The organism is Paraburkholderia sp. EG286B (assembly GCF_040965655.1).
GTDB lineage: Bacteria > Pseudomonadota > Gammaproteobacteria > Burkholderiales > Burkholderiaceae > Paraburkholderia.
In genome coordinates this window covers 125,627-141,259 of the sequence record NZ_JBFRCF010000002.1, presented here as the reverse complement: position 1 = coordinate 141,259, position 15,633 = coordinate 125,627, and the positions used below count along the sequence as shown (strand labels likewise).

General features: G+C 65.4%; 13 protein-coding genes. 9 read left to right on the top strand and 4 right to left on the bottom strand.

What is annotated here, in order from left to right:
- Positions 1 to 8 precede the first annotated feature (8 nt).
- From AB4Y42_RS04015 to AB4Y42_RS03980, 8 genes are all read left to right on the top strand, one after another.
- Complete coding sequence (locus tag AB4Y42_RS04015; protein WP_368693461.1) at positions 9 to 1,685, top strand: SulP family inorganic anion transporter; 1,677 nt, start codon at positions 9 to 11, stop codon at positions 1,683 to 1,685.
- Positions 1,686 to 1,887: 202 nt separating this feature from the next.
- Positions 1,888 to 3,291: a GH1 family beta-glucosidase gene (locus AB4Y42_RS04010; RefSeq protein ID WP_368686050.1), complete on the top strand. Its 1,404-nt coding sequence runs from the start codon at positions 1,888 to 1,890 to the stop codon at positions 3,289 to 3,291.
- Positions 3,292 to 3,535: 244 nt separating this feature from the next.
- Entirely contained in the window at positions 3,536 to 4,774 is a 1,239-nt protein-coding gene (locus tag AB4Y42_RS04005) for an ABC transporter substrate-binding protein (RefSeq protein ID WP_368693460.1), read from the top strand.
- 8 nt (positions 4,775 to 4,782) lie between these two features.
- Positions 4,783 to 5,727: a carbohydrate ABC transporter permease gene (locus AB4Y42_RS04000; RefSeq protein ID WP_368693459.1), complete on the top strand. Its 945-nt coding sequence runs from the start codon at positions 4,783 to 4,785 to the stop codon at positions 5,725 to 5,727.
- Entirely contained in the window at positions 5,724 to 6,653 is a 930-nt protein-coding gene (locus AB4Y42_RS03995; RefSeq protein WP_368686048.1) for a carbohydrate ABC transporter permease, read from the top strand. The genes AB4Y42_RS04000 and AB4Y42_RS03995 overlap by 4 nt, the downstream gene beginning before the upstream one ends.
- A gap of 9 nt (positions 6,654 to 6,662) precedes the next feature.
- Entirely contained in the window at positions 6,663 to 7,760 is a 1,098-nt protein-coding gene (locus AB4Y42_RS03990) for an ABC transporter ATP-binding protein (protein WP_368693458.1), read from the top strand.
- Between the two features lie 35 nt (positions 7,761 to 7,795).
- Positions 7,796 to 8,803 (top strand): substrate-binding domain-containing protein, encoded by a 1,008-nt coding sequence (locus tag AB4Y42_RS03985; RefSeq protein ID WP_368686046.1) that lies wholly within the window; start codon positions 7,796 to 7,798, stop codon positions 8,801 to 8,803.
- Positions 8,804 to 8,924: 121 nt separating this feature from the next.
- Positions 8,925 to 9,698, top strand: a complete 774-nt coding sequence (locus AB4Y42_RS03980; protein WP_368693457.1) for an IclR family transcriptional regulator — start codon at positions 8,925 to 8,927, stop codon at positions 9,696 to 9,698.
- A 59-nt stretch (positions 9,699 to 9,757) separates the two neighbouring features.
- On the opposite strand, the gene AB4Y42_RS03975 is transcribed toward AB4Y42_RS03980, so the two are convergent.
- The 3 genes from AB4Y42_RS03975 to AB4Y42_RS03965 are packed head-to-tail and all read right to left on the bottom strand — an operon-like array spanning position 9,758 to position 13,263.
- Entirely contained in the window at positions 9,758 to 10,600 is an 843-nt protein-coding gene (locus AB4Y42_RS03975; protein WP_368686044.1) for a citryl-CoA lyase, read from the bottom strand.
- Positions 10,601 to 10,602: 2 nt separating this feature from the next.
- Positions 10,603 to 11,799, bottom strand: a complete 1,197-nt coding sequence (locus AB4Y42_RS03970; RefSeq protein WP_368686043.1) for a CaiB/BaiF CoA transferase family protein — start codon at positions 11,797 to 11,799, stop codon at positions 10,603 to 10,605.
- Positions 11,800 to 11,823: 24 nt separating this feature from the next.
- On the bottom strand, positions 11,824 to 13,263 hold the full coding sequence (locus AB4Y42_RS03965; RefSeq protein ID WP_368686042.1) for an MFS transporter: 1,440 nt from the start codon (positions 13,261 to 13,263) through the stop codon (positions 11,824 to 11,826).
- A 211-nt stretch (positions 13,264 to 13,474) separates the two neighbouring features.
- On the opposite strand from AB4Y42_RS03965, the gene AB4Y42_RS03960 reads away from it, so the two are divergent.
- A complete protein-coding gene (locus AB4Y42_RS03960) occupies positions 13,475 to 14,353 on the top strand; it encodes a DUF2092 domain-containing protein (protein ID WP_368693456.1) in 879 nt (292 codons plus the stop codon).
- Positions 14,354 to 14,518: 165 nt separating this feature from the next.
- On the opposite strand, the gene AB4Y42_RS03955 is transcribed toward AB4Y42_RS03960, so the two are convergent.
- A complete protein-coding gene (locus tag AB4Y42_RS03955) occupies positions 14,519 to 15,556 on the bottom strand; it encodes a zinc-dependent alcohol dehydrogenase family protein (protein WP_368693455.1) in 1,038 nt (345 codons plus the stop codon).
- Positions 15,557 to 15,633 lie beyond the last annotated feature (77 nt).

Below are 15,633 nucleotides of genomic sequence, written 5' to 3'. Positions count from 1 at the left end.
ATGGCGTAATGGCGTTTGAACTGTTTCGCGGCGTGCGGCCGCTGTCTCGCGCGTCTGCATTGCGCGATGCGCTCGCCGGTGTGCAGCTTGCCTCGATGAACGTGCCGCAACTGCTCGGCTACGCGCGCATCGCGGGCATGCCTGCCGTAACCGGTCTGTACACGGGCTTTCTGCCGCTCGTTGCGTTCGCACTCTTTGGCGCGTCGCGTCATCTCGTGGTTGCCGCCGATTCCGCCACGGCCACCATTTTCGCGAGCCGTCTCACGACCATGGCGGCGCCCTCGAGTGCCGAATATGTCGCGCTCGCAGGCATGACCGCCTTGCTCACGGCCGTGATGTTGTTGATTGCGCGCCTGTTTCGTCTCGGCTTTCTCGCGGATTTTCTCTCGCGCACCGTCCTCGCCGGTTTTCTCACGGGCGTGGGCGTGCAGGTGGGGGTGGCGATGCTCGGCGACATGCTTGGCATGACTGTCGATTCACGCCGCACGGTCCTGCAGATCAAGCAGATCGTCACCCAACTGGGCGCGGTTCACTGGCCGACGCTTGCCATCGCTGTCGTCGTCGTGGCCGCGATCCTGGTCTTCAAGACGTTGCGGCCGCGCTGGCCGGTGCCGCTCGTCGCCGTGGCGGGGAGCATCGCCGCGAGCGCCATGCTGAACTTCGCGGGCCACGGCATTGCGGTGATCGGCCCGGTGCAGGGCGGCTTGCCGCGCCTGAGCTTTCCCGCGGTGGGCTGGTTCCAGATGATCGATCTGCTGCAGGTGGCGGCGTCGTGCTTCGTCATCATCGTCGCCCAGAGCGCGGCCACGAGCCGCGCGTTTGCCGAACGTTACGGCGAGCGCACCGACGAGGACACCAATCTCCTCGGCCTCGCGGCAGCCAACGCGGCGGCTTCGATGAGCGGCGCGTTCGTCGTGAACGGCAGCCTCACGCAGACCGCCATGGCCGACCAGGCCGGTGCGCGCAGCCAGTTCGCGCAACTCGTGTTCGCGGGCGTCGTGCTCGTGGTGCTGCTGTTCTTCAGCCGCCTGCTGCAATACCTGCCGCATTGCGTGCTGGCCGCAATCGTCTTCACGATTGCCGTGGGGCTCGTCAACATTCGCCAGCTGATCGACATTCGCCGCGAAAGTCCCGGTGAATTCCGGCTCGCGGTGACGACGGCGCTCGCCGTCGTCGTGATCGGCGTGGAGAACGGTATCCTCATCGCAATCGGCCTGTCGTTGCTGCGGCACGTGCGCCATAGCTACCGACCGCACACCATGGTGCTCGTGCCGAACGAGGAGGGGCACTGGCTGCCCGAACCCGCGCAGGCGGGCCAACTCACGGCGCCGGGGCTGATCGTCTATCGGTTCGGTGCTGACCTGTTCTATGCGAACGACCACCTGTTCGTCGACGAACTGCGCATGTTGATCGATCGGGCGCCGTCGCCCGTGCACTGCGTGGTCGTGGATGCGGGGGCGATTACCGATCTCGATTATTCCGCGGGGCGCGCCGTGATCGACCTCTGTGCGGAACTCGCGGAGCGCGGCGTGAAGGTGATTTTCGGGCGCGTGAACCGCTATCTGCTTGCGGACATGGATCGGCACGGCATCACGGCCGTGGTGGGCCGTGCGAATATCTTCCCGACGCTGCACGAAGCGCTCGCGGCGGTGCGTCCCGAGCTGGAGTCGCGCTCGGATGCGTGAGGCCCGTGTAGCCATGCTACAAGCCAAAGGGCCATGTAGTGCGGAAAACGTGTGAAGCAGCTACATAAAAACGTCCAGAAAAACCCCGATTGCCCGCCGGAATTCGCCGCTGCTATTGTGCGCCTCAAGCGCTGTGGAAGCGCTTCCACTTCAACCCGATCCGGCTACCCAGAACGCCGGTGACTTCCGCGCAGGAGGCTTCGTGACTCAGGACACCGCATTGCCGCATTCCGCCGCCGCAGTTGCCGACGATCCGTTCACTCCGCCCGCCAGCTCCGCACTGTGGCGCAGCGACTTTCTCCTGGGCGCGGCCACGGCTTCGTATCAGATCGAAGGCGCGATTCACGAGGACGGCCGCCTGCCGTCGATCTGGGACACCTTCAGCGCCACGCCGGGCAAGGTGCTCGCGGGCGACACGGGCGCCGTGGCCTGCGACCACTATCACCGTTGGGAGGCCGATCTCGACCTGCTCGAGAGCCTGAACTTCGAGGCCTATCGCTTTTCGATCGCGTGGCCGCGCGTGATGGACGAGAAGGGCCGGCCCAATGCCCAAGGCATCGCCTTCTACAAGCGCTTGCTGGAGCGCCTGCGGGAGAAGGGCGTGCGTACCTTTGCCACGCTCTACCACTGGGACCTGCCGCAGCATCTGGAAGATCGCGGCGGCTGGCTCAATCGCGACACCGCTTATCGCTTCGCCGACTACGCGGACCTCATGAGCCGCGAACTGTCCGGCCTCGTCGACGCATGGATGACGCTCAACGAGCCGTGGTGCTCGGCGTACCTCGGCTACGGCAACGGCCATCACGCGCCGGGCCTCGCAAACGGCCGCTACGCCACCCAGGCCATGCATCATCTGCTGCTGGGACACGGCCTCGCCACCGGCGTGCTGCGTGCGAACGATCCGGGCTCGACCAAGGGCATCGTCGCCAACGTGGGGCGCGGCACGCCCGACTCGTCGTCGCCGGAAGATGTGCGCGCCGCGCGCCGCTTCGAAGTGCAGCACAACGCGTGGATTCTCGATCCGCTGCTCAAGGGCGCGTATCCCGACGAACTCTTCGAGCTGTGGCCGGGCACCGAGCCGCTCGTGCTCGAAGGCGACATGAAGACGATCTCGGCGCCGCTCGATTTTCTCGGCATCAACTACTATTTCCGCACCAACGTGAAGAGCGACGGTGCGCACGGCTTCGTCGAAGTGCCGCTGAAGGACGTCGAGCGCACGCAGATGGGGTGGGAGGTTCACCCCGACGGTCTGCGCGACCTGCTGATCGGTTTTGGCCGCACCTACGAGAACCTGCCGCCGATCTATATCACCGAGAACGGCATGGCTTCGGACGACCGCGTGCGCGACGGCGAGGTCAACGACACGCAGCGCATCTCGTTCCTCAAGCGCCATCTCGCCGCGGTGGACGCCGCGATCAAGGCTGGCGTGGATGTACGCGGCTATTTCGTCTGGTCGCTGCTCGACAACTTCGAATGGGCGTTCGGCTATGAGCGGCGCTTTGGCGTCGTGCATGTCGATTACGACACGCAGGTTCGCACGCCCAAGCGCAGCGCGGAACTCATCGCGCATTTCATCGCGCAGCGGCGCGCGCTCGATGGCGCTTGATGGCACATCGAGGGCACTTGACAGGGTTACCGAGCAAGGGCAACAACTAGCGTGACAACCACGGCAGCGCATGCGACGCTCGGGCATGCCGTACGACGCGCCGTGGCCGACGAAACTTCCAACCCACAAGCTTTTGCAGACCAACCCGGAGCAACCGGAGCCCTGCATGGGCCCGACGCCGGTGCCGAACGCACTGACGCCAGGCGACAGCTGAAGCGCCAACTCCGGATCGACAGGAGACGCAATGAAGCACAACGCACCCGTTCTGCGCGGCATCGTCGCCGCTCTCGCGCTGGCCGGCGCGCTCGCGGCGCACGCCGCGGAGCCGCTCAAGGCCAACGTGATTCACTGGTGGACGTCGGGCGGCGAGTCGGCCGCGATCAAGCAGTTCGCGCTTGCCTACGATCAGGCGGGCGGCAAGTGGGTGGACAACGCGATCGCCGGTGGGGACCAGGCGCGCGCGACGGCAATCAACCGCATCGTGGGCGGCGATCCGCCCACCGCTGCGCAGTTCAATACGTCCAAGCAGTTTCACGATCTCATCGACCAGGGACTCCTGAACAATGTCGATGCGGTCGCAACGAAAGAGAACTGGAGCGCCATCTTCCCTGAATCGATTCTCACGGCGATCAAGGTCAAAGGGCATTACTATGCCGCGCCCGTGAACATCCACATGCAGGACTGGTTCTTCTATTCGAAGCCCGCGTTCGCCAAGGCCGGGATCACGAGCGAACCGCAGAATTTCGATCAACTCTTCGCCGATCTCGACAAGCTCAAGTCGGCCGGGCTGATTCCGCTCGCACTAGGTGGCCAGGCATGGCAGGAGAAGATCACCTTCGACGCCATCTTCGCCGACATGGACCGCGATCTCTACATGAAGGTGTACCGCGACCGCGACGCGAACGCCGTGAATTCGCCCGCGTTCCGCAACGTGCTCACGACCTTCAAGCGGCTGCATAATTACGTGGATCCGGGCTCGCCTGGCCGCAACTGGAACGACGCCACGGCGCTCGTGATTTCCGGCAAGGCGGGCATGCAGATCATGGGCGACTGGGCCAAGGGCGAGTTTTCGGCCGCGAACCAGGTGGCGGGCAAGGACTTCGGATGCTTCCCCGGTTTCCCGAAGTCGCCGTACATGATCGCCGGCGACGTGTTCGTGTTCCCGAAGACCGACAACCCCGAGCAGCTCAAGGCGCAGCAGCTGCTCGCCACGGTGATGACGTCGCCTGCCGCGCAGGTCGCGTTCAACCAGAAGAAGGGCTCGATTCCGATTCGCCCCGACGTGGACACCTCGGGCTTCGACATCTGCGCGAAGGAGGGCATGACGATCATGAAGGACAAGTCGCGGCAACTGCCGAATCCGGAAATGCTGATTCCGCCTGATGTCCAGGGCGCGCTGCAGGACGTCATCACGAACTTCTGGAACAAGAACCAGTCGGCCGAAGACGCGCAGAAAGCCTTTGCCACGGCAATCCAGAGCTGAGCGCAACCATGTACGCCGCCAAGCTGCACCCGGCCAAACGCCAGACGGGGCAAGCGCGCAGCGCGCGCCCCGCGCGGCGGCGGCTCTCGCTCGCCGCCTGGATCGCGCTCGCGCCGATGGCGGCGACGGTCCTGTTCGCGTATCTCGGCACCATGCTGTGGACGGCGCGCGTCTCGCTCAGCCTCTCGCGCTCGCTGCCCACCAACACCTTCGCGGGCGTGACGCAGTACGTGCGGCTCTTCCAGAACGACCGCTGGATCCTGTCGCTGCAGAATCTCGTGATCTACGGCGCGTGCTTCATCGCGGCGTGCCTCGTGATCGGGCTGCTGCTCGCGATCTTCATCGACCAGCGCGTCGTGGCGGAAGGCGCGCTGCGCACGGTGTTTCTCTATCCCTATGCGATGTCGTTCGTCGCCACGGGCCTCGTCTGGCAGTGGATCCTCAACCCCGAACTCGGCGTGCAGGCCGTACTGCGGCACTTGGGCTTCGAGCACGCGCGCTTCGACTGGATCGTCACGCAGCGCTTCGCGATCTACACGCTCGTGATCGCCACGGTGTGGCAGGCCTCGGGCCTCGTGATGGCGCTGATGCTCGCGGGCCTGCGCGGCATCGACGACGAGATATGGAAGGCCGCGCGCCTCGACGGCATTCCGCGCTGGCGCGTGTACGCGAGCATCGTCGTGCCGATGCTCAAGACCTCGCTTTCCACGGCATTCGTGCTGCTCTTCGTGATGGTCGTGAAGCTCTACGACGCCGTGGTCGCGATGACCCAGGGCGGCCCCGGCACCGCGAGCGAGGTGCCCGCGAAATTCATCATGGATTACCTGTTCAATCGCGCGAACATCGGGCTCGCTTCGGCAGCGTCGATCGTGCTGCTCGCTACCGTCCTCGCGATTCTTGCGCCATTCTTCTACGCGCGCAGCCGCGCGGCGCTCAAAGGAGACCGGGCATGAGCACGCCTTTGGCCGATTCGCTGCGTCCCGCGCCCGCTTCCGCGCGTGCGGCGCAAAAGCGGCGCAAGCCGCGCAGCCGCTTCACGCCCGCGCGGCTCGGCGTGTATGCATTTCTGTTCACGGCGGCGCTGTTCTTCCTGCTGCCGCTCTATGTGATGCTGGTGACTTCGGTGAAGCCGATGACCGAGATCCGCCTTGGCCATCTACTCGCGCTGCCGGTGCATTTCACGCTCGCGCCGTGGCGCGACGCGTGGTCCTCCGCGTGCACGGGACTCGACTGCGGCGGCATTCGCGTGGGGTTCTGGAATTCGGTGCGCATCGTCGTGCCGAGCACGGTCATCTCCATTGCCGTAGGCGCCGTGAATGGCTACGCGCTGTCGTTCTGGCGGCCGCGCGGCGCAGGCGTGCTGTTCGGCATTCTGCTCGCGGGCGCGTTCATTCCCGTGCAGGTGATGGTGTACCCGCTCGTGCGCGTGCTGGCCTTCGTGCATCTGTTCAGCTCGCTGCCGGGCATCGTCGTGATACACACGATCTTCGGCATGCCGGTCATGACACTCCTGTTCCGCAACTACTATGCGTCGTTGCCGCAGGAGCTGTTCAAGGCCGCGCGCATCGACGGCGGCGGGTTCTGGCGCATCTTCGTGCAGCTCATGCTGCCGATGTCGGTGCCGATCATCGTCGTGGCGATCATCATGCAGGTCACCGGCATCTGGAACGACTACGTTCTTGGCCTCGTGTTCGCGGGCACGAAAAACCTGCCGATGACGGTGCAGCTGAACAACATCATCAACACGACGACCGGCGAGCGTATCTACAACGTCAACATGGCCGCGACGATCCTCACGTCGGCCGTGCCGCTCGCGATCTACTTCATTTCGGGGCGCTGGTTCGTGCGCGGCATCGCCTCGGGCGCGGTGAAAGGCTAGGAGCAGGCCATGGGCAATCTCACGAACGTTTCCGTACGCAACCTGCGCATCGACCTCGGCGCGAACACGGTGATCGACGAACTCGATCTCGATGTGCGCGCAGGCGAGTTCGTCGTGCTGCTCGGGCCATCGGGCTGCGGCAAATCCACCTTGCTGCACAGCATCGCGGGCCTCGTCGACGTGACCGACGGCAGCATCGAGATCGGCGGCGAGGACATGACATGGGCCGACCCGAAGGATCGGGGCGTCGCGCTCGTGTTCCAGTCGTACGCGCTCTATCCGACCATGAACGTGGAGCGCAATCTCTCGTTCGCACTGCGGATCAATGGCACACCGAAGGCGGAAATCGACCGCCGCGTGAAGCGCGCCGCCGACATGCTGCAGCTCGGGCCGCTGCTTGCGCGCAAACCCGCGCAGCTCTCGGGCGGCCAGCGCCAGCGCGTGGCGATCGGGCGCGCACTCGTGCGCGAGGCGGACGTGTTCCTGTTCGACGAGCCGCTCTCCAACCTCGACGCCAAGCTGCGCACCGAATTGCGCCGCGAACTGAAGCAGCTGCACCAGCAACTCGGCGCGACGATGATCTACGTGACGCACGACCAGGTCGAGGCGATGACGCTCGCCACGCGCATGGCGGTGATGAAGGGCGGGGCGATCCAGCAGTTCGGCACGCCGGCCGAAGTCTACGCGCGCCCCGAAAACCTGTTCGTCGCGACCTTCCTCGGCGCGCCGCCGATGAACCTGCTGCGTGGCCGGCTCGAAGCCGACGAAGGCCGGCTGCGCTTTCGCGGGCCGGGCCTCGACGTGGATGTGTCGGCTTACGCGTTCAAGGGCACGCCGGATCCGACGCGCCCCTGCGTGCTCGGCGTGCGTCCGGAAGACGTGCGCGCAGGTGGCGCAGTGCGCCCGCACGAAGCGTCGTGGGAAGGCCGCTTGACGCTCGTGGAGCCCATAGGCAATCATCGTGTCCTGTGGATCGAGCATCAGGGAGGGCAGATCGCGTCGATCGATCAGGACAAGACGCCGCTGGCGAGTGGGGCGGCGGTGCCGTTCTCCATCGACGGTGCGCATGTTTCGCTGTTCGACGAAGAAACCGGCGCACGCATTTGAAGCATACAACCGATAAAGACAGAGAGACCAGGAACGTGGCGACCCTGAAAGACGTGGCGGCGCTGGCCGGCGTGGGCCTTTCGACGGCTTCGCGGGCGATATCGGGCAACGGTCCGGTGTCGGCGGAGGCGGCCGCGCGTGTGCAGGCCGCGATCGAGCAGCTCAATTTCCGGCCTTCGTCCATCGGCCGCGCGATGGCCACGAAGTCGCTCGGCATCATCGGTATCTTCGTGCCGACGTTTTTCGGCTCGTACTACGGCACCATCCTGAAGGAAACCGATACGCAGCTGCGCGCCGTACGGCGCCATGTGGTGGTGGCCACCGGTTGCGGCGAAGCTTCGCCGCGCGAGCAGGCGATCGAGGCCGTGCGCTTCCTGATCGGCCGCGATTGCGACGGCGTGGTTGTCATCAGCCACGACCTGTACGACGACGACCTGCAGATGCTGCACGCCATGCACCCGCGCATGGCCTTCCTGAACCGCTCATTCGATCAGTTACCCGAAGCATCGTTTTGCGCCGATCACTTTCACGGCGGCGAGATGGCTGCCCGCACGCTCATTGAGCATGGCCATCGCGAGCTTGCGGTGATCGGCGGCCCGTCCACGTCGTCGGACAATGCGGCGCGTCTGCATGGATTTTTCGCCGAGCTGGCGCGTCACGGCATCGAGCGCCGGACCGTGCCGCATATCGTCTCGGACTTTTCGCCCGAAGGCGGCTATGTGGCGGCCGGGACGCTTCTCGAACGCAAACACCGCTTCACCGGGCTGTTCTGCGCGAACGATACGATGGCCATGAGTGCGCTCGCGCGCCTGCAGCAGGCAGGCTTGCGCGTGCCCCACGACGTTTCGGTGATCGGCTACGACGACGATTATTCGGCGGCCTACATGGCGCCGGCGCTGACCTCGGTGCACATTCCCACCGCGGAGCTCACGCGCAATGCGGTGCGCTGGCTCATCAACCAGTGCTACGGCACGCAGTGGCCGATCGAGCGCACGTTCCCCGTGAGCGTGACGATGCGCGATTCGGTGGTACGGGCGAAGTAAAGCGCGCGTCGCGTGCATCGAGCAACGGCGGTGGAGGCGAAGGTGAGGGTGGGGAGCCACACCCGTGAGGCGGCAAGTCGCGTAAAATCGAACGCATTCCCAATCCCCACGTTTTCCATTCATGCCCGCGCAAGACCCGGCTGGTACGGTCAAGAAAGAAGAAGGCGTCGCTGTCATCGACCGCGCGTGTGCCATCCTGTTCGCGTTTCGACCGGGAGACAGCGCGCTCACGCTCGCCGAACTCGCGGCGCGCACGGGGCTCTATAAAAGCACGTTGCTGCGGCTGGCCGGCGCTCTGATTCAGCATCGCCTGCTGCTGCGCCTCGACGACGGCCGCTACCAGCTCGGCCCCGCCACGTTCGCGCTGGGCGCGCTCTATCAGCGTAGCCTCAACATGGGCGACATTCTGCTGCCGCTCATGCGCGAACTGGCCGCTGCGAGCGGGGAGAGCGTTTCGTTCTACGTGCGCGACAACGCGGTGCGCGTGTGCCTGCATCGCGTCGATTCGCATCATGTGGTGCGCCATCATGTGCGTGAGGGCGACGTGCTGCCGCTCGAAAGCGGATCTGGCGGCCGCGCGCTGCTGGCATTCGGCGGCGAGCCGGGCGAGCCGTTCGAGACCATTCGCCACGACTTCTACTGCATCTCGATCGGCGAGCGCGACCGCGAAACCGCCGGCGTTTCCATGCCCGTGTTCGGCGTTCACGATACCTTGCGTGGCGTGCTCACGCTCGCCGGGCCGAGTTCGCGTATCGACGCGGCGTTCGTCGAGCGCCATCTCGACGCGTTGTTCGAATGCGCGATACGCGCTACCGACGCGCTCGGCGGCGACTCGCGCGCACTGCGCGCCGCGCAGCGTGCGCACGCCAGGACGCCTGAGGCCACGGGCGGCTAGCGCAAACACTTCGGACGCTAGACGCCGTTTTGCACGCGCTCGCTTTCACGGCGCGTTGATCAGGACTGCTCCAGATGTCGCTCCGGCGCGCCGGTATAGGCATACGGAATCTGGCGCGGCATGGGCCCTTTGTTACGCTCGCCGCGTCCGCGCTGCTCCCACGCATGCGCGAGGATGCCCACGGCACGCGAGAGGCAGAACACGCCGCGCGCCAGTTCGGGCGCAAAGCCCAGTTCGGCGTAGATGACAGCGGTTACGCCGTCGATGTTCATCGGCACGGGCCGGTCCTTGCGCTTTTTCAGCAAGGCTTCGATGCCTCGCGCAATTGCGGCATAGCGGCCCTTGATGGTGCCGGACGCCACACGGGCATCGACGAGCGCGAGCAGCCGTCCGGCGCGCGGATCGACCGGATGAAAGCGATGGCCGAAGCCCGGCAGATACTTGCCGTGATGGGCGATGAACTCGTCTACGCCGGCTTCGACTGCCGCTTCGAATGGGGCGCCAGCCACGATGCGCGCGGCGATGTCGGCATAGAGTTCGACCGCCTGCTGGCCGGCGCCGCCGTGCACGTCGTCGAGTGCGTTGAGCGCCGAGGCCATTGCGCCGTTGATCGGCAAGCCGCAGCTCGTTGCCATGCGCGAGATCGCGATCGAAGGCGCATGTGGCCCGTGATCGACCGAGGCCACGAGCGCCGCTTCGAGCAGCGTGGCCTCTTCGTCGCCGGGCAGTTCGCCGCGCAGCATCAGCCAGATCATCTGCGGGAAACTCACGTTGCCGATCAGCTCCTGGATCGGATAGCCGCGCACCTTGATGGAGCCCGGGTGGATGTCGATGATCGAGGTGCTCCAGTAGTCGGCGCAAAGGGCGGCGAGGTCGGGCGTGGTCGTGTTCGTGGTCGGCATGGTCAGATCACTCCGTCATGGTGGAGGGCGTCGATTTGGGCGGCTTCGTAACCGAGTTGTGCGAGCGTTTCGCGCGTGTGGGCGCCGAGGGTCGGGGCGGGCGTGGCGGGCGCGGCGTCGGCATCGGCGAGCCGCAGGCCCGCGCGCGTCACGCGTTGCGCGGCTTCGCCCTGTGCCGGTTCGAACTCGCGGATGAAGCGCCGTTCGGCCAGATGCGGATGCGCGAGGATTTCGGGCACCGAGAGCACACGGCCCACGGGCACGCCGCGCTCGAGCAGGCGCGTTTCCCAGTTCGCCGCGCTGTCCGCGGCGAGCGCGGCTTCGATCTCGGCTTTGAGCGCTTCGCGGTACTGCTTGCGCGAATGGCGCGCGGCAAAACGCTCGTCGCGCGGCAGGTCGGGGCGGCCGATCACCTCGCACAGGCTTTCGAACTGGCGCGTTTCGTTTGCCGCGATATTGAGCAGGCCCGCGCCGGTGCGGAAGGTGCCTGAGGGTGCGGCCGTGAAATTCTCGTTGCCCATCGGCGCGGGCTCGACCCCGGCGTTCAGGTAGTTCGACACGACCCAGCCCATGGTCGCGAGCGTGGCTTCGAGCATCGAAACGTCGAGACGCCGCCCGCGGCCGCTCGTGCGCGCGTCGACGAGCGCCGCGCAAACACCGAACGCGGCGGTGAGACCGCCCACCGTATCGGAGACGGGATAGCCTACGCGCAGCGGCGCGCTGTGCGCGTCGCCCGTCACGCTCATCACGCCGGACATGCCCTGAATGATCTGGTCGTACGCCGGGCGGCGCGACAGCTCGCCTTCGTCGCCGAAACCGGAAATCGCACAGTAGACCAGCGCTGGATTCACTTTGGATAACTGATCGTAGCCGAGTTCGAGGCGGTCCATCACGCCGGGGCGGAAGTTTTCGACGAGGACGTCGGCGTGGCGTACCAGATCGAGCAGAATGGCCTTGCCGCGCGGGTCTTTCAGGTTCAGCGTGATCGAGCGCTTGCCCGCATTCACGGCCACGAACGACGCGCCCATATTGCGCGCCGCGGCGTCCTTGTCGGCCCCGAGGCGCCGAGCAAGATCGCCGCCTTCAGGATGCTCGACCTTGGTGACTTCGGCGCCGAAGAGCGCGAGTTGATAGGCGCAGAACGGACCCGCGAGCACATTCGACAGATCCAGGACGCGCACGCCGGCTAACGGGAGCATGGTGACAGCCTCGTATTGAATAAATTAGCGGGAGATGTCGTCGAGCGCGCGATTCTTCGTGCGCGGCCCGAAGATGCCGATGGCCGCCATCACCACGATCATCGCGCCCGTGATCAGCGCGAAAACGCCCGGCACACCGAAGTGGCGCAGGGCGAACGCGATCATGAAACCCGAGAACATAGCGGAGAGGCGCGACATCGAATAAACGAAGCCAACGGCGGTGGCGCGCATGCGCGTGGGGAACAACTCGACCTGGTACGCGTGATAGCCAACCGAGAGCAGCGTGCCGCCCAGTGTGATGAGCACGCCGAGGAACATGAGCATGCCGGCCGAGGTTTGCATGGCGAACAGCGTGCCGCAGACGGCGATGGCGAGCGCGGAGAGCACGACGAGCGTCTTGCGCTCGATGCGGTCGGCAATCGCCATGCCGAGCAGGGGGCCGAACGGATTCGACGCGGCGATCACGAACGAGTAGAGCAGGCTGTGCGTGACCGTGACGCCCTTGGAAATGAGCAGCGTCGGCACCCACGACGCGAAGCCGTAGAAGCCAATGGCCTGAAACAGGTTGAAGACGAGCAGGGTGATCGTGCGGCGACGGTAAGGCGGCTGCCAGATCTCGGCGAAGCGCGCCTTGGCGAGCGTTTGCGTGCTGGCCGATTCGACGACAGGCGCGGGCAGCACGCGCCCGTGCTGCGCCTCGATCTTCGCTTCGAGCCTTGCGAGAATGCGCGCGGCTTCCTCTGTGCGGCCGCGCTGCGCGAGCCAGCGCGCGCTCTCGGGCACGCGGCGACGGATCGCCCAGGCGATGAGCGCGCCGAACGCGCCGAACATGACGACCCAGCGCCAGCCGTCGAAGCCGAGCGGCGCACGCGGCACGAACCACCATGCGAGCAAGGCGACAGCCGGCACGGCCGTGTACTGCACCAGATGCACGAACGCGAATGCGCGGCCGCGCATGTGCTTGGGCACGAGTTCGCTCACGTAGGTGTCGATGGTGACGAGTTCGACGCCCACGCCAATGCCCGCGATGAGGCGCCACAGGTTGATGCCGGGCGCGCTCGTCTGCAGCGCCATGATGCAGGTCGCAACCGAATACCAGAGCAGGGAGGCGGTGAACAGCGTGCGGCGGCCATAGCGGTCGGCAAGCCTGGTCAGGCAGAACGTGCCGATGAAGAGCCCCGCGAACGACGCCGCCACGAAGGCGCCGAGACCCGAGAAGCCGAAGAACGAAGCCGTGGTGGTCGAGTAGAGGCCGCTTTTCACGAGGCCCGGCCCGACATAGGCCGTGAAGAACAAATCGTAGAACTCGAACCAGCCGCCCAGCGAAAGCAGGAGCACGAGCGTCCAGATGGTGCGCGTGGCCGGCAGACGGTCAATGCGCGCGTTGATCTCGGCCGCACTGACGGGCGCGGCGGCGTGGTCCCGGAGCGACGCGTGTGTCGCTCCGATTGGCAAGCTGGACATCGGAATCTCCTGAACGCTTCGTTGGTGTGTTTCGTTCTATCTGCTAGAACATCGTTCTAAAAATATGGCTCGATAGTACTGCGAGGCGGTGAGCCAACCGACCAGGGCTTTTACTGAGTGGGACGTGCAGGGTGCGCCTCACAGAGCGCCACTGGGCATGCCGAGTGCTACAACGCCGTCGTTTTATTCGGATGCTCAGTCAGGAGACGTCTTGAAAAAGAAAGTCTTTTCCGGAGGCGTTCCTGCCGCGCTCGCCTTGTCGCTCTGCGCCGCTATCGCGCTCTCCGGCTGTGCGCATCCGCAGAGCGAGGGGTACACGCAGGCGCAATCGAAAGTGCCATCGCCGCTCACCGATCTCGACAACGGCGAGGGAACCGCCGCCGCGAACGCGCCGCAACCCGCCGTCGATCCGCAGGCGCTCGACGCGCTCAATGCCATGGGCGCTTATCTGCGCACGTTGCGCCGGTTCGAGGTCAACGCGGACACGTCGACCGACGTCGTGCTCGACAACGGCCAGAACGCCGCGCTGCTGCGTCATACGGTGCTCGAGGTCAAGCGGCCCGACCGGCTACGCGCCGAGATCACGGGCAACGGCAACGTGCGTGGACTGGTCTATGACGGCCGCGAGTTCATGACCTTCAACGAACAGAAGGGCTTTTACACGCGCAATGACGCGCCACCGACGCTCGATGGCCTCGTACGCGAACTTGCGAATAGCTGGCGTATCGAAGCGCCGCTCGCGGAGCTTTTCTACTGGGGCAACGGCAAGGACGACAACGCGGCGATTACGGCGGCGCAGGTGCTCGGCGTCGAGACGGTCGATACGCGCTGGTGCACGCATTACGCGTTTCAGCAGCGTGGCGCCGACTGGGAGATGTGGATCGAACAGGGACGGCGGCCGCTGCCGTGCCATTTGGTCGTCACGGATACGACCCAGTCTTCGAGGCCGCGCCATGAAGTGACATACCACTGGAATCTGTCGCCATGGTTCGTCGCATCGACATTCGCGTTGCATCCGAAACCCGGTGCGAAGCGAATCGAACTGGAGCCGGCTGCTGTCGTGAGGGCTTCGTTCGAGGAGGTTCAGTGACCGGCCGGCGCTGAGAATCGGTCCCGATGATTGCGGCCTATCGGGACCGGGGTACCGACGGGCGGGAAGACTTGCCTGGTGGCGCCGCCCGTGGATTTTTTGTATTTAACATAAGATAAATTATCGCAGTTTTTATGATGTTCGCAAACATCCGTATCGACCGCATCACATCTCGACAATCACCTTCAGCGCCTGCGTGCTGGCCGCCTGCGAAAACGTCTCATACGCCTTGGGCATGTCTTCGAACGAAAACCGGTGCGTGATCAGCCGGTTCGGATCGATCCGTCCGGCGCGCACGGTCTTGAGCAGCATGGGCGTGCTCACTGTGTCGACGAGACGCGTCGTGATCGCCACGTTGCGATCCCAGAGCTTGTCGAGGAAAAGCGAAGCCGGCACGCCGTGCACACCGATGTTCGCAATCACGCCGCCCGGCGCCACGATCTGCTGGCACAGTTCGAACGTCGCAGGCACGCCAACGGCCTCCATCGCGCAATCGACGCCCACGCCATCCGTGAGCTTCATTACCGCATCGACGGCGTCGCCCGCGCGCGGATCGATGCACGCCGTCGCGCCGAATTTCTTCGCGCATTCCAGACGGTTGGGGTCCATATCGATCATGATGATCTGCGCGGGCGAATAAAACTGCGCAGTCAGGAGCGCGGCCAGCCCGATTGGCCCGGAGCCGACGATGGCCACCGTGCTGCCGGGTTCGACCTTGCCGTTGAGCACGCCGCATTCGAAACCCGTCGGCAGGATGTCCGAGAGCATCACGAGCGCGGCCTCGTCGAGGCCGTCGGGAATCCGGTACAGGCTCGTTTGCGCGTGCGGCGTACGCACGTATTCGGCCTGCGTGCCGTCGATGCGATTGCCGAGTATCCAGCCGCCCGTCTTGCAGTGCGAATACATGCCGCGCCGGCAGTACTCGCACTGTCCGCAGCTCGAGATGCACGAGACGAGCACGTGATCTCCGACTTTCAGCGTCGAGACGCCGCTGCCGATCTCGTGGACGACGCCCACGCCTTCGTGGCCGAGAATGCGGCCCGGCTCGCAACTCCGCACGTCGCCCTTGAGAATGTGGAGATCGGTGCCGCAGATCGTCGTCTTCGAGATCTTGACGACGGCGTCGCCGGGTCCCTGCAAGGCGGGCATTGGCCGCGTTTCGAGTGCGAACTTGCCCGGACCGTTGTAAACCAGTGCTTTCATGGTTCCTCCATCGACAACCGGAAATGTGCCGGCTCGCCGGGCGCCCTCCTTTCGGTCAGCGGGCGCGCGGCGAGTCC